The 13,320-nt window shown below is 61.3% G+C and carries 17 protein-coding genes; 5 read left to right on the top strand and 12 right to left on the bottom strand.

Going from position 1 to position 13,320, the window contains the following annotated elements; translation table 11 throughout:
- Positions 1–29: 29 nt before the first annotated feature.
- The 3 genes from K6M89_RS04300 to K6M89_RS04310 are packed head-to-tail and all read left to right on the top strand — an operon-like array spanning position 30 to position 2,072.
- A complete protein-coding gene (locus K6M89_RS04300; RefSeq protein ID WP_222138710.1) occupies positions 30–602 on the top strand; it encodes an HD domain-containing protein in 573 nt (190 codons plus the stop codon).
- On the top strand, positions 599–1,129 hold the full coding sequence (locus K6M89_RS04305; RefSeq protein ID WP_222138537.1) for a tyrosine phosphatase family protein: 531 nt from the start codon (positions 599–601) through the stop codon (positions 1,127–1,129). Before K6M89_RS04300 ends, K6M89_RS04305 begins: the two co-directional genes overlap by 4 nt.
- A gap of 58 nt (positions 1,130–1,187) precedes the next feature.
- A complete protein-coding gene (locus K6M89_RS04310) occupies positions 1,188–2,072 on the top strand; it encodes a mechanosensitive ion channel family protein (RefSeq protein WP_222138538.1) in 885 nt (294 codons plus the stop codon).
- A gap of 29 nt (positions 2,073–2,101) precedes the next feature.
- Here K6M89_RS04310 and K6M89_RS04315 read toward each other — a convergent pair whose 3' ends face one another.
- Together K6M89_RS04315 and K6M89_RS04320 are read right to left on the bottom strand one after the other, a co-directional pair.
- On the bottom strand, positions 2,102–2,617 hold the full coding sequence (locus tag K6M89_RS04315; RefSeq protein WP_222138539.1) for a superoxide dismutase family protein: 516 nt from the start codon (positions 2,615–2,617) through the stop codon (positions 2,102–2,104).
- Positions 2,618–2,740: 123 nt separating this feature from the next.
- On the bottom strand, positions 2,741–3,094 hold the full coding sequence (locus tag K6M89_RS04320) for a hypothetical protein (protein ID WP_170964768.1): 354 nt from the start codon (positions 3,092–3,094) through the stop codon (positions 2,741–2,743).
- Positions 3,095–3,662: 568 nt separating this feature from the next.
- Here K6M89_RS04320 and K6M89_RS04325 point away from each other — a divergent pair.
- Complete coding sequence (locus K6M89_RS04325) at positions 3,663–4,307, top strand: HD domain-containing protein (RefSeq protein ID WP_222138540.1); 645 nt, start codon at positions 3,663–3,665, stop codon at positions 4,305–4,307.
- 9 nt (positions 4,308–4,316) lie between these two features.
- A complete protein-coding gene (locus K6M89_RS04330) occupies positions 4,317–5,174 on the top strand; it encodes an MOSC domain-containing protein (RefSeq protein ID WP_222138541.1) in 858 nt (285 codons plus the stop codon).
- Between the two features lie 115 nt (positions 5,175–5,289).
- Here the strand turns inward: K6M89_RS04330 and K6M89_RS04335 are convergent, their stop codons facing one another.
- The 10 genes from K6M89_RS04335 to K6M89_RS04380 all read right to left on the bottom strand — a co-directional run bounded on the left by K6M89_RS04335 (position 5,290) and on the right by K6M89_RS04380 (position 12,988).
- Positions 5,290–6,285, bottom strand: coding sequence for an aldo/keto reductase (locus K6M89_RS04335; RefSeq protein WP_222138542.1), 996 nt, complete (start codon positions 6,283–6,285; stop codon positions 5,290–5,292).
- 101 nt (positions 6,286–6,386) lie between these two features.
- Positions 6,387–7,157, bottom strand: coding sequence for a DNA repair protein RecO (gene recO / locus K6M89_RS04340; RefSeq protein WP_097580261.1), 771 nt, complete (start codon positions 7,155–7,157; stop codon positions 6,387–6,389).
- A 120-nt stretch (positions 7,158–7,277) separates the two neighbouring features.
- Complete coding sequence (locus tag K6M89_RS04345) at positions 7,278–7,763, bottom strand: response regulator (RefSeq protein ID WP_097580260.1); 486 nt, start codon at positions 7,761–7,763, stop codon at positions 7,278–7,280.
- 235 nt (positions 7,764–7,998) lie between these two features.
- Positions 7,999–8,751, bottom strand: a complete 753-nt coding sequence (locus tag K6M89_RS04350; RefSeq protein ID WP_222138543.1) for a Crp/Fnr family transcriptional regulator — start codon at positions 8,749–8,751, stop codon at positions 7,999–8,001.
- Between the two features lie 151 nt (positions 8,752–8,902).
- The gene (gene era, locus K6M89_RS04355; protein WP_222138544.1) at positions 8,903–9,844 is read right to left on the bottom strand and encodes a GTPase Era; all 942 of its coding nucleotides are present in this window, start codon (positions 9,842–9,844) and stop codon (positions 8,903–8,905) included.
- A gap of 7 nt (positions 9,845–9,851) precedes the next feature.
- A complete protein-coding gene (gene rnc, locus K6M89_RS04360) occupies positions 9,852–10,571 on the bottom strand; it encodes a ribonuclease III (RefSeq protein WP_097580257.1) in 720 nt (239 codons plus the stop codon).
- Complete coding sequence (lepB, locus tag K6M89_RS04365; RefSeq protein ID WP_097580256.1) at positions 10,568–11,311, bottom strand: signal peptidase I; 744 nt, start codon at positions 11,309–11,311, stop codon at positions 10,568–10,570. Before lepB ends, rnc begins: the two co-directional genes overlap by 4 nt.
- Before the next feature lie 339 nt (positions 11,312–11,650).
- On the bottom strand, positions 11,651–12,055 hold the full coding sequence (gene acpS, locus K6M89_RS04370; RefSeq protein ID WP_010028627.1) for a holo-ACP synthase: 405 nt from the start codon (positions 12,053–12,055) through the stop codon (positions 11,651–11,653).
- Between the two features lie 38 nt (positions 12,056–12,093).
- On the bottom strand, positions 12,094–12,684 hold the full coding sequence (locus K6M89_RS04375) for a DUF2062 domain-containing protein (RefSeq protein ID WP_222138545.1): 591 nt from the start codon (positions 12,682–12,684) through the stop codon (positions 12,094–12,096).
- Between the two features lie 154 nt (positions 12,685–12,838).
- Positions 12,839–12,988, bottom strand: coding sequence for a DUF3563 family protein (locus K6M89_RS04380; protein WP_004675049.1), 150 nt, complete (start codon positions 12,986–12,988; stop codon positions 12,839–12,841).
- Positions 12,989–13,320 lie beyond the last annotated feature (332 nt).

Raw genomic sequence — 13,320 nt, forward strand, 5'->3', positions numbered from 1 at the left:
CGACTAAGGCTCCGCGCGCCTGGCAACGCATGCTGTCCGGGCGCAGGCTCGACCTGCTCGACCCCTCGCCGCTCGATGTCGAACTCGCCGACATCGCCCATGGGCTCGCGCGCGTCGCCCGCTGGAACGGCCAGACGTCGGGCGATCATGCTTTTTCGGTGGCGCAGCACAGTCTCGTCGTCGAAGATATTTTCCGCCGCTTCAACAATGCCCGGCCGGAGGAGTGCCTGATGGCGCTGCTGCACGACGCGCCGGAATATGTGATCGGAGACATAATCTCGCCGTTCAAATCGGTGGTCGGCGGCGGCTACAAGACGGTGGAAATGCGGCTGGAGGCGGCCATACACTTGCGCTTCGGCCTGCCGCCGCATCCCACACGCGACCTCAAGGACCGGATCAAGAAGGCCGACACGATTGCCGCCTATTTCGAGGCGACGGTGCTTGCCGGCTTCACGCCGGCCGAAGCGCAAAAATTCTTCGGCCAGCCGCGCGGCATCAACAGGGAAATGTTGATGATCGAACCGCTTCCGGCAGTGGAAGCGCAGCGGCTGTTCTGCGAGCGTTTCGCGGCGATCGAGACTGAGCGGGAGATGGGATCGTGAGCTTCATCGTCGTCTCGCCGCTGTCACGCATCGCCGAAATGGCGGTGCGCCACAAGGCCCGCGACATGATCAGTCTGATCGCTAGGGAACAGGCCTTTCACCGGCCGGGCGTGATCGCGCCCGAGCGCCACCTGACGCTTGCAATGAACGACATCACGTTCAAGGGCACCGGCGGTCTCGTGGCGCCTGATGAAACGCATGTGCAGGGGATTATCGAGTTTGCCGCATCGTGGCGGCAGGAGACGCCGCTGCTCATCCATTGCTGGATGGGCGTGTCGCGATCGCCGGCGGCCGCTCTCATCGCCGCATTGTCCCTCGCACCGGATCAGAGCGAGGAAGAGCTGGCCCGGCGGCTGCGCGCCGCCTCGCCTTTCGCGACGCCGAATACCCGGCTGATCGAGATCGGCGACACCTTGCTTGACCGCGGCGGCCGGCTCGTCGCGGCCGTACGGACGATCGGGCGCGGCGCCGATGCCGACGGCAATGCGGCCTTTTTGCTTGGGATTCGGGACGCCGCCTGCGGTTGACGCTGCCGCCGGCTGCTCCATCTTGCCCTCGACCACGCACAATTCGCAGGGCCAAATCATGGAACAACAAGCAGCCGACGTCCTTCTTGCCACCCAGACGGCGCTCAGCCAGGCAAGCGCGCTCGCAGTCCAGTATTCCTTTTCCATCCTCGGAGCGGTGATCCTGCTCGTCGTTGGCTGGACGCTGGCCGGCTTCGTCAGCCGCTGGGCCTATGAAGGCCTGTCGCGCATCCATGGCATCGACGAGACATTGGCGCGCTTCTTCACCAATGTCATCCGCTATGCACTGCTGATCCTGGTGTTCATCACCGTGCTCGGCCAATTCGGCGTCCAGACCGCCTCGATCATCGCCGCCCTCGGCGCAGCCGGCCTGGCGATCGGGCTGGCGCTGCAAGGGACACTGCAGAATATTGCGGCCGGCATCATGCTGCTGATCCTCAGACCGTTCCGCGTCGGCGAATATATCGAGACCAGCAGCGTGGCCGGCACGGTGCGCGAGATCGGGTTGTTTGCGACAGAACTCAGGACCGGCGACGGGCTCTATCGGCTGGCACCGAATTCGACGCTCTGGAACACGCCGATTACCAACTTCAGCCGCGAACCGACGCGGCAGAACGACCTGAAGGTCAGCATTTCTCGTGAGGACGATCTTGATTTGGCGATGGAGACGTTGATGGGCATTGCCAAAGGCAGTCCCAGGGTGCTGCCGTCACCGGCACCGAGCGTTTTCATCGACAGCCTCGGTGACAGCACAATATCGGTGACGCTGCGCTACTGGGCAAAGACCGCTGACTGGTGGCAGGTCAGCCGTGACATGGTGAAGCGGGTAAAACTTGCCTTCGACGAAAAGGACGATCCGGCCGCTTTGCGGGACGATTCAAACTCCGCGCCGGGAAAGAGGTCCAACGGCACCGCGACGGCCGAAAAGCCGACGCGACAGTGAAACATTGCTGCGCGGGGGCGGTCGTCGGCCTATTGAACGACGCCGCAGGCAAGTCTCTCCCCGGCGTCACCGGAAGGCTGGCTGCGATAATCGTCCGAATTGGCATGCACCATCAATGCGCGGCCGCGGATGCCATCCTTCTTGCCGTCAAGCGTGACCATGCCGTCGAATATCTGGGCTCTCAACACGCCGTCCTGTCCGACATATTGATTGGGCATATCGCCGGCATGAGGTCCCTTGGCCGCCAGAATCCCGTGCTCGGCCGTGCTCGGGTTGAAATGGCCGCCTGCCGACTCGTGATGGGTTGTCGCATCGCAGCGGCCGGTCTCGTGAACATGAAAGGCCACCCATTTATTCGCCGGCAGTCCCGATATCTCCACTTCGATCAGGACGCCGCCATTGGCGGCGGCGGTCAGCTGGGCGCGGCCGGTTTCCTTGCCGTCCTTGCCGACGAAATTGGCAACCGCCGTCTGCTTGTCCTGAGCGCCTGCCGGCAGGGCAATCGCAAGCAGGCTCACGGCGGCGATGATGCGCATGGCTTTCATGGAGATCTCCTTCCCTCCGGTTGTCCTTCTGAACGTGTCAACCCGGAAGGTGTTCCTCTGCGGACCATCCAACGAAAAAGCCGGCCAACGGGCCGGCTTGCAGATCGCCTGGACCTAGAGCCGTCAGGCGACGGCGTCAAAATCGAACTGGCCGTAGGTGTTGCGGTAAAGATCGTCGGATTGATCGCCGGTCGTCGGCGCGGTCTGCTGCAATGGATAGGAAACGGCGATGCTGCTCGTCGTGGCTGTGTCGCGCGTGTCCATCATCAACGCAATCAGGCTGCCGGAAAATTTCGGTTGCGTGTCGCTGGCCGTGTCGTCTTCCAGCAGTTGCTTGATGATACCGGGCTTCTCTTCGGCGGCACGTTCGCCGCGGCTGAGCACGCCGTCACCATTGGAATCGAGCCGCGAAAGTGTCGCAAGATATGCATATGAAGTATCTGAAACGGATGTGGTACGGGTCATACAAACCTCCATTCACCGCCTTTTGCCGGTGGTGTTTGTACGCAATACGAGAGCGGAAAATAACGAGTGACTCGGTGGTTAAACTGATTTGCGCAGTGCGTCAATAAGTTGTTAACTTCTCATTAATAAAGATTGACGGGCATTAACGGATGACTGTCAGATCGGCCCTTTGTCGCCAGCCTCCCTGATATTTCAGCGGTTTTTAATTGTAAAAACACGGGTTCGGATCGCGCGTGCGCCTGCTGCACTGCAACCGAATATTAATCCGGCGAAGGCGTCGAGACCGCCGCCCAGCTGGCGCTGCTCGAATGCGAGGAATCGACGAGGTCCAAGTCTATCACATCAGCCCGCCGCGCCCCGCTCGCGATGTGCCGCACCTTCTCTCCATGCCGCCGGCGAGCGACGGTGCGACAGACTTCTCCTGAGGTCAGCGCCGAACTCCTCATGATTGCGACTCGCCTGGCAAGCCGCTACAAAACTCGCTCCGTATTCTGCAGCTCTTCGTAGCCGCGCCGCTTCCCGGAAGCCTCGCTTTCGGCCGGTGCGCTATGGACGATTTTCCCCAATAACAGGTGGCGCAATGTTCAAGGCCGAAGCCTTCTCCCCTCATGAGATGCTCGCTGCGTCGCTGATTGCGCATGCGGCCGAAGGCGACGACGGTTCACACGATCTCGCCCATATCCTGCGCGTCTTCAGAAACGCCATGCGCATCCACGCGGGCGAAGGTGGAGACGGACGCATCCTCGCCGCTGCCGTGCTTCTGCACGATTGCGTCGCGGTCGAAAAGAATTCCCCATTGCGGGCCAAAGCATCGGCGTTGGCGGCAGAAAAAGCGTCGGCAATCTTGGCCGAACTCGGCTGGAGCGCGGCGGATATCGGCGCCGTGGCGCATGCCGTCACCGCTCACAGTTTCTCCGCCGGGGTGACGCCTCGGACGATCGAGGCGAAGATCCTGCAGGATGCCGACCGGCTGGACGCGATCGGCATGGTTGGCGTCGCACGCTGCTTCTATATCGGCGGACGGATGGGATCCGGGCTCTATGATCCGTTCGACCCGGCGGCATCGAACCGTCCCCTCGATGACAAGCGTTATGCCATTGACCATTTCCAGACGAAGCTGTTCAAACTGGCGGAAGGGTTCCAGACCGAGACCGGCCGCCGGCTGGCAGCTGCTCGTGACCAAAGTCTGCGTGATTTTCTCTCGGCATTCATGGACGAAATTTAGGAGAACGGCATGCGTGTCAGCGACCTCTTCATCTACCCGCTCAAGAGCGCTCGCGCCATTGCGCTGCCCGCCGCCGATATTGACGCCTATGGGCTTCCCGGCGACCGGCGGGCGATGATCACCGACCCGCAGGGCCACTTCATCACCCAGCGCGAACTGCCGGACCTCGCGCGCATCGAAGTGCGGCCAGAGGCCGGCGCCTTCCGGCTGCTGATGCAGGGCAAGCCTGAGATATCGGTGCCGCCGCCCCGGCCTGAAAGCCGCATGGATGTGAGCGTGTGGAAATCGACCGTCAGCGCCGCCGTCGCCGATGCAGGGAGCAACCGCCAACTGTCCGAATGGCTCGGCCGCGAAGTGCGGCTGGTGTTTTTCGACGGGCAGGCACAGCGGACGGCGAATGCCGAATGGGCCGGCGAAGGCACGCCGGTGAGCTTTACCGACGGCTACCAGATCCTGGTGACGACGACCGGCTCGCTGCAGGCACTGAACGACGATCTCGCCGCCCATGGCGAAGGGAGAGTCGGCATGGAGCGCTTCCGACCGAATATCGTCATCGATACCGACGAAGCCTGGCCGGAGGATCGCTGGGCGGCGATCGAGATCGCCGGCATCCGCTTCGATCTCGTCAAGCCCTGCTCGCGCTGCATCATGACGACGCAGGACCAGCTGACCGGGTCACGCGAAGTGGCAAACCCGATGCCGGCCATGGGCCGCATCCGCATGTCGGCCGACCGCCGCGTGCCCGGCCCGCTGTTCGGCTGGAACGTCACGCCGCGCGGCAGCGGCAGGATCATGATCGGCGATACGGTGAAGATCATCGCGGAGAGGCCGGAGGGCTGGGCCTTGAAGGTTCGTGCCCGCGGATAGGTCGAATTGGGGAAGGCTAGTTGAACGGCGCTTTCTTCCGAAAACGCTGCAACATTCTCCCCCTTCCTGTGACAGGCACAGGAATGAGGGAGCCTTGGGGCAGATTCACCGCCTCTCATGCATGCCCGAGTGCAGCATCGATCTCCGCCATGACAGCGGCCGATAACGGCCCCTTCTCCAGCGCGCCGGCATTTTCCTCGACCTGAGCGACGGTGCGGAAACCCGGAATGGGGAAGGTGCGCGGCGACCTTGCCCAGAGCCAGGCGAGCGCCCCCTGCGTCAGCGTGCGGCCGCCTGATTTGAGAAGGTCGCGGACGGCATCAAGCCTTGCGGCAAATTCCGGGGCCATGCGGCCGTCCTTGAAGTAAACCATCCATTCGAGCGCTGCGCCGCGGACATCCTTGGCGCCGACCGCCTTGTCGGCGGTGAACTTGCCGGTCAACAGGCCCATGGCCAGCGGACCGCGATTGATCGAGATCAGGCCTTTCTGCTCGACCACGGCGATCATCTCCGGCACCGGCTCGAAGACATTCATCGTATGCTGGATCGAGACAAAGCCCTTGCGCCCGGCATGGCGGGCGGCGCGATCGGGATGATCGGTGCTCCAGCCGAAGGCATCGATCTTGCCTTCGGCACGCAGCGCCTCCAGCGTATCGAAGACGGCATCCGATTGCTCCAGCGGAAAATCATTGATGTGGAATTGCAGGAGATCGAGGCGGTCGCGCTTGTGACGGCGCAGCGATGTCTCGACGGAGCGGCGGATGAACGCCTCATCGGCAAAGGCGCCGGTTGCCTGCTTCGTTTCCGGATCCGTGGCAAAGCCGAATTTGGTGGCGACGATGATGTCGTCGCGATTGCCGATCGCCCGGCCGAGCACCTCCTCCGAATGGCCGGCGCCGTAATTCGAGGCGGTGTCGAAGAAGCGGATGCCGAGGGCGATGGCGCGATGAATTCCTTCCACCGATTCGTCGTCATCGACCTCACCCCAGCCAAGCGGCGTGTCGCCGGCGAAGAAAGGACCTCCGATCGCCCAGCATCCCATGCCGAGGCGCGGAATTTCGCGGCCGTTCCAGAGCGTGATGGTCGTCGGTGATGCGGTCTTGGTCAGCATGAAGTTCCTCCGTGGTTGGCAGCCCTTCAAGACATAGGAAGAGCTCCCAGGCGGGTAAACCGCCAAATCCGGAGGATGTTTTGCAGCAGTAAAAAACGAGGTCAGGCGGAGACGCCGTTTGGACCGGAAAGCGTCCGCAAGGCTGGATTGAGCGCCTTGAGTGCGGCCTGGACGAAGCCGTCACGCGCCGCCGCAGCCTCCATGCCGCGCGGCTCGTAGACATGGCGATGCAGGAAGAATCCCGTCAGACGGAATGCCGCTGCCAGGCTATCGAAGTCCGCCGCGTGATTGCCTTCGGCGCCGAGGAAGGGCGGCAGGAGCAGCATCTTGTCCGCCCACGGCGCACCGGCGCTGCGGCTGACGGCGCGGCCGGATCTCGGCGAGACATAGGCGAGATCGGAACGAGCGCCGGTCGCCGCGCACTCGGCAAGATCGAGACCGAAGCCGAGATCGTTCAGCACCGCCAGCTCGAAACGCACGAAGAGTTCGCCGGCGTCTGCAGGATTGTGCAGATGATCGAGGATGACCTCCAACGCGTCGAAAAGGTGCGGATGCGGGTCGCGCTCCGGCAACAGCCGCAGCAGCGCGCCCATCGCCTGGACGCCGTAGACGGCGGTCGCCGTCTCCATGAGGCGCGCGGCGCGCAGCGTCACCGGCTCGACGCGGAATTCGCCGAGATGTTCGTCGAGCCGGGCGCGCCAGATAACCTCCACCGCATTGCCCGGCTGCAGCACCGGCTGCATGGCGCGAGAGCGGCCGGAACGCACCAGGCCGAGATGGCGGCCGCGATCACGCGTCATCACCTCGGCGATGACGCTCGTCTCACCGTGGCGCTTGACGCCCAGAATGATCGCGTGGTCCTGCCACTGCATCGAAAGAAGTCCCTGCGGCTGACGATTCCATCCTACCGCATAATTCCCGCCATCGAAATCGAATTAGGGAATTATGCAGTAATTCAAAGCGTTACAGCGTGATTTCGGCGTCTGGCCGGGTCATGCCGCGGCCGGAAGAAGCCTCTGCAGGAATTCGCGCATCGCCTTCTCGTCGAAAGGCTTCACCAGAAGCGGTATATGCTGCAGGTCGGGCGGGAAATCGCGTATATCGGAATAGCCGCTGACGAAGCCGAAGGGGATGCCGACATCGAGAAGATGGCGGGCAAATCCGAAGCTCATGCCCTCGCCGAGATTGATGTCGAGAAGGGCGAAATCATAGCTTTCCGCAGCAATCGCCGCCCTCGCCTGTTCCAGGCTGCCGACGATGTCGATGCCGTCGACACCGGCCAGACGCAGAATATCCTCCGCCTCCATGGCGATGATCAGACTGTCCTCAAGAACCAGAACACGGTTTGCGCTCATGATTCCATGCCCCTCGTCGAGCGCCCGTCGCAGCGCCCCGGCCGTTTCGCCAACATCATTGCCCTCCGGTGCCCCGCATGGCACGCTATCGGTGAATTCCGCCACCACTTCTGAATAAACCATTTTTCTGTCCGGCCAATAAGAATCAAATCGGAGGAAAGACGAGGGCCGACCTTATTTTGCCAGATGCTAATGCGCATTTAAAAAAGACATAGACAGGCCGGCTGTGCGTTTCCGCACGCCGCATCTGTCGGATAGCCGCGGCGCGCAACCCAACCTTCAGCTCACACCTCGCGCTTCAGGTCTTTTTCGCCTATGTCGCTATCGCAAGACGCTGCCCGCTCTTGCGCGCCATGCTTCAGATGAAGGGGCGCTTGCCCTCTCCAAGCCCATCCCAGCCGGCAATCGCCATCAGTTCCTCACCGTTCAGCACCTCGCAACCGCGCTCCTGCCAGCGGATCAATCCCCGTTCGCTGAGTTTCTTCAAAGTCTTGTTGGTATGAACGATGGAAAGACCGAGGGTGTCGGCGATGTGCTGCTGGGTGATGGGGATGAACTTGCGGCCGTTGAAAAGATCGAGCTTCCTGCCGCGCTCAAACAGGAACGCGAGCAGATAGGCCGCTCTTTCCAGTGCTGTGCGGCGGCCGATGCTGAGGAGATGTTCATCCAATATCCGCTCCTCGCGCGCGGCGATCCAGGTAATGTCGAAGGCGAGCGAGGGGTGCTTGTTATAAAGCGTCATCAGCCTGTCGCGCTCGAAGACGCAGAGGGAAACCGGCGAAAGCGCTTCGATGGAATGCTGCATCTCGCCGGCAATCGTTCCCTGCAGGCCGATCAGGTCACCCGGCATGATGTAATTCAGGATCTGGCGGCGGCCGTCTTCCAGCATCTTGTAGCGGAAGCCCCAACCGGAAAGCACGGTGAACAGATGGGCGCTATGGGCGCCCTCGACGAGGATGGTCGAGCCGGCATCGACGGCGAGTTCGCCACGCTTGAAGCGGGAAACGAATTCCAGCTCGTCGCGGCTGAACTCCCTGAAATGCGGCAGGGGCCGCAAGGGACACAGCTGGCAAGGGGTCTTGAAGGAATGGATGGGTCTCGACGTTGCCATGCCTGCTCCCGCGGTCTTGCAAACCGGCGGCCCCTCATCGACGCACCGTCGAGCAGGGAATGCGCAAAGCCATGAATTCGTTCCGCAACGAAGCGGTTTTTTTCCAAGGAAACAAGGGACTGGCGTCTGCCCGATAAAATCCTTGCCACCGCTATTTCGGAAAATCGAGACCCATTTCACGGAACCGCTCGGGATCGTCGCCCCAATTCTCGCGGACCTTGACGAACAGGAAGAGGTGAACCTGCTGTTCGAGAATCTCCGACAGTTCCTTGCGGGACGCCGTCGAGATCGCCTTGATGGTTTCCCCACCCTTGCCGAGCGCGATCTTCTTCTGGCTGTCGCGCTCGACATAGATCACCTGCTCGATGCGCACCGAGCCGTCCTTGCGCTCTTCCCACTTCTCCGTTTCGACATGCGAGGAATAGGGAAGCTCTTGGTGCAGCCGCAGAAACAGCTTCTCGCGGGTGATCTCGGCGGCGAGCTGACGCATCGGCAGATCGGAGATCTGGTCTTCCGGATAGTACCACGGCCCTTCGGGAAGGGTCGCTGCAAGATAGTCCATGACGTCGTCGCAGCCGTAACCGTTTTCGGCCGAGATCATGAAGGTGCGTTCGAAAGCGATCTTCTCGTTAGCGCTCGCGGCCAGCGCCAGCAGATCCTCGCGGTTGACGCGGTCGATCTTGTTCAGCACCAGGATCTTCGGCTGCTGGACCTCCTTGAGCCCTTCGAGGATGGCTTCGGCATCGCCGCGCAGGCCGCGCTCGCTGTCGATCAGCAGCATGATCAGATCGGCATCCCTCGCACCGCCCCAGGCCGAGGTCACCATGGCGCGGTCGAGCCGGCGGCGCGGCTTGAAGATGCCCGGCGTATCCATGAAGACGATCTGGGCGTTGTCGTGAATGGCGATGCCGCGCACGATCGCGCGGGTCGTCTGCACCTTGTGGCTGACGATCGAGACCTTGGCGCCGACGAGGCGATTGACCAGCGTCGACTTGCCGGCATTGGTCGCTCCGATCAGCGCGACGAAGCCCGAATGCGTCGGACCATGGGTTTCTGCAGCAGCTTCAGCCGCGATTTCTTCTTCTTGTGTCATTGTCCCGTCAATTTCCGGCAGGCGATTGCTGCCAAATGCCTTCGCGCTCGAGCATCTTGGTCGCCGCCACCTGTTCGGCGGCACGCTTCGACCGCTCTACGCCGGTTTCCGGCTTTATGCCAGCAACTTCCACCGTCACCTTGAAGCGCGGATCATGATCCGGTCCGCTGCGTTCATCAACCCGGTAGATCGGCGTGACGCCGAATTTCGCATGCGACCATTCCTGCAGCTCGGTCTTGGCGTCGCGCTTGGCGCCATCGGCCCTGGCCGCCCTGCCCTGCCAATAGCGCAGGATGAAGCGGCGTGCGACTTCGAGGCCGCCGTCGAGATAGATCGCGGCGATCAGGCTTTCGACGACATCGGCGCGCACGTTCATCATGCGCTTGCCGGTCAGCTTCTTCACATCGGCGCCAGTGCGGATATAGAGGTGAAGGTTGAGTTCGTCGGCCACCGCAGCGCAGGTTTCGGCGCTGACGAGCTGGTTGAGACGAACCGAGAGCTCGCCTTCCCCCGCCGTGCCGAAGGTGCGGAACAGGAGCTCGGCGATGCAGAGTCCGAGGACCCTGTCGCCGAGAAACTCCAACCGCTCGTAATTGCCGCCCTTTTCCGTCCGGGCGCTGGCATGGGTCAGCGCGCGATCCAGTCGTGCCTTTTCAGCGAAGTCATGACCGATCAGGCTTTCAAGCTTTGCGCGGTCCGCCGCAGAAAGCATCTGCGCCTTGCTCATTCAACAACCTTGAAAAGGCGGTCCCAGCGCATATTGGTCGGCCACTTCCAGATTTCGCGGAAAGACGTGTCGTTGCCGAGCGAGAAGAAGATGACGCTGGCGCGGCCGACGAGATTTTCAGCCGGCACGAAGCCGACATCGAAGCGGCTGTCGAGGGAATTGTCGCGATTGTCGCCCATCATGAAATAATGGCCTTCCGGCACAATGAATTCACGGGTGTTGTCGCCGCGCGAAACCGGAGACTGGTCGAGCGTGTCGAAGGTCTTGCCATTGTCCAGAGTTTCGCGGAAGACCGGTACGTCCTCACCCGGATCGAGCTTGTAATCCGAGGTGAAGCTGCCGTCCGCAACCTTCGGAACCGGCTTGCCGTTGACGTAGAGCACGCCGTCGGTGACCTGGATGCGGTCGCCAGGTAGACCGATACAGCGCTTGATGTAATCGATATCGGGATTGGGCGGGAAGCGGAACACGACGATGTCGCCGCGCTTCGGATCGGAGCCGAACAGACGACCGCTGAAGACATCGGGAGAGAAGGGCAGCGAATATTTCGAATAGCCGTAAGCGAACTTATTGACGAAGATGTAGTCGCCGACGAGCAGCGTCGGCATCATCGAGCCGGACGGGATGGTAAAGGGCTGGAACAGCACGGTTCGGATCACCATCGCCAAAATCAGCGCCTGAATGATGACCTTGATATTTTCCCAGAGGGCGTTCGGCTTGGTTTGGACTTTTTCGGACACGCAGTCTTATTCCTTCAAGACGCCGCAGAGGCGCAATTCTTTCTGTCGTTCTCTTACTGCATAATTCCCTAAACCAATATCGATTTAGGGAATTATGCAGCAATTCAAAGTGCTACGGCGTCCTCTGCGCACCTGAGGAGACGCGCGGCGCTGTAGGGCATGATGCCGAAAAGTGTCAGCAGCTTTCGGACAACATCATGCTCCAACTCTTTAATCCAGAACAGGATTCAGGCCGACCGGCTTCAGATCATCCTGTTCTAGCGGCTTCGGCCGGTTGCGGCAATGGCGACAACATCAAAAGCGACGAGAGGTCGCGATCAACGCTCGCCGAGGTCACGATCAGAGGCTCTCAGGCAACGCCTCAATGATAACAAAGGCCTGCGCCAAGGGATAATCATCGGTTATTGTCAAATGAATGGCGGCCCTGTGGCCGGCGGGCAGCATCGATTCGAGGATTGCGGCGGCACCGCCTGACAGAACCATGGTCGGCTTGCCGCTCGGCAGGTTGACGACGCCCATGTCCTTCCAGAAGACACCCTGGGCGAGGCCTGTGCCGAGCGCCTTGGAACAGGCCTCCTTGGCGGCGAAACGCTTGGCATAGGATTCGGCACGGTTTGCCCGGCGGTCGGAACGGGCGCGCTCGATCTCGGTGAAACAGCGATGGGTGAAGCGCTCACCGAAGCGCTCGATCGATTTTTCGACACGGCGAATGTCGATCAGATCGCTGCCAATGCCGATGATCATGCCGGACCCTTCCGTCGCTTAAGCATTCTGCACGGGTTTCATACGCTCGGCATGTCGCTGACCGGCCCCGCCAGACGCAGGCGCGCCCGCTCCATCAGGCGCGTGCGGCGGCGCGTCTGAAACCCCTTCACGGTGTAGAACGTCAACGCATAGAGTGCAACGGAGGTCACGGCGGCCGGCGGAATGGCGCCGATCAGCATCGGCTCCAGCACCGGCTTCCATAATTCGGCGAAGTTCAGCTTGTGAAAGAGGGCGGCGAGATCCACCGCCTGACCGGCCAGATGATCCTCGCGGCTCAATAGCAGATGGCCGATCTCCCAGGTGATGCCCCAGATGAAGGGATAGGTCAGCGGATTGCCGAAGGCAGCGCAACCGAGGGCGGCCGCCACCATATTGCCCGAGAGGAAATAGGTGATGACGAAAGCCATGACGAAATGCGCTCCGATGAAAGGCGTCCACGAGACGAAGACGCCCGCGGCCACGCCGGCCGCAACCGCATGCGGCGAGGCGCTCAGGCGCAGAATGCGCATTGTCAGATAACGGATCGGGCGAAGGAAACCTTTTCGGGGCCACAGAAGCTCCCGCATCTTTTCCTTGAAACCCACAGGTTTGCGACGGCGAAACAACATGGCGGCTATTTAGTGCAGCGCACGGGACCGTGACAAGAGCGGCAAATGATACCACCCGAAAAACAGCCGCTCAATTTTCTCTGCGGAGCAGCGGCCTCATGCCGAGGGGCGTTCGTAACGCACGTCCCCCACTCGTCCAAGTATAAATCCGCTATTAGCGGCTGCGGAACAGACCGCGGTCGACCTGGCGCTGGCGAAACTCGAGATCGATACGATCGAACGAGCCGTTCAGATAGGCCATTTCACGTTCCTGCGTGGTCGGAGCGCGAAGAGCGCGAGCGATTTTCCTGATAGGATCAAACATTTCCTTGTCTCATCTTCTGTTTACGTTTTCGACGATCAGAAGATAGTCCCGGCAAAGGTTAATTACCACCGCCCGCAACATGGGGACAGCCATGCAGTGAACGCATACATTGCCTCTAAAACGGTCACAAAATGTCGCCCTAAGACAGCAAAGAGCGATGGGAGGCCGGCCTCTCTGGTGATAGCCATTGAATTCGGCAGCGCCGACTGTGGGAAATTGAAGCAGGCGAGTACTTGACCCAAATGGGTCTGTTGCTAGTTCGCTCATGCAATCCGCCGACTCTCTCCGAGCTCCAATCCGTTCTCAAGAGCGCATCAAACCACCACGGGCCC

This window comes from Rhizobium croatiense, assembly GCF_019793465.1.
GTDB classification, from domain to species: domain Bacteria; phylum Pseudomonadota; class Alphaproteobacteria; order Rhizobiales; family Rhizobiaceae; genus Rhizobium; species Rhizobium croatiense.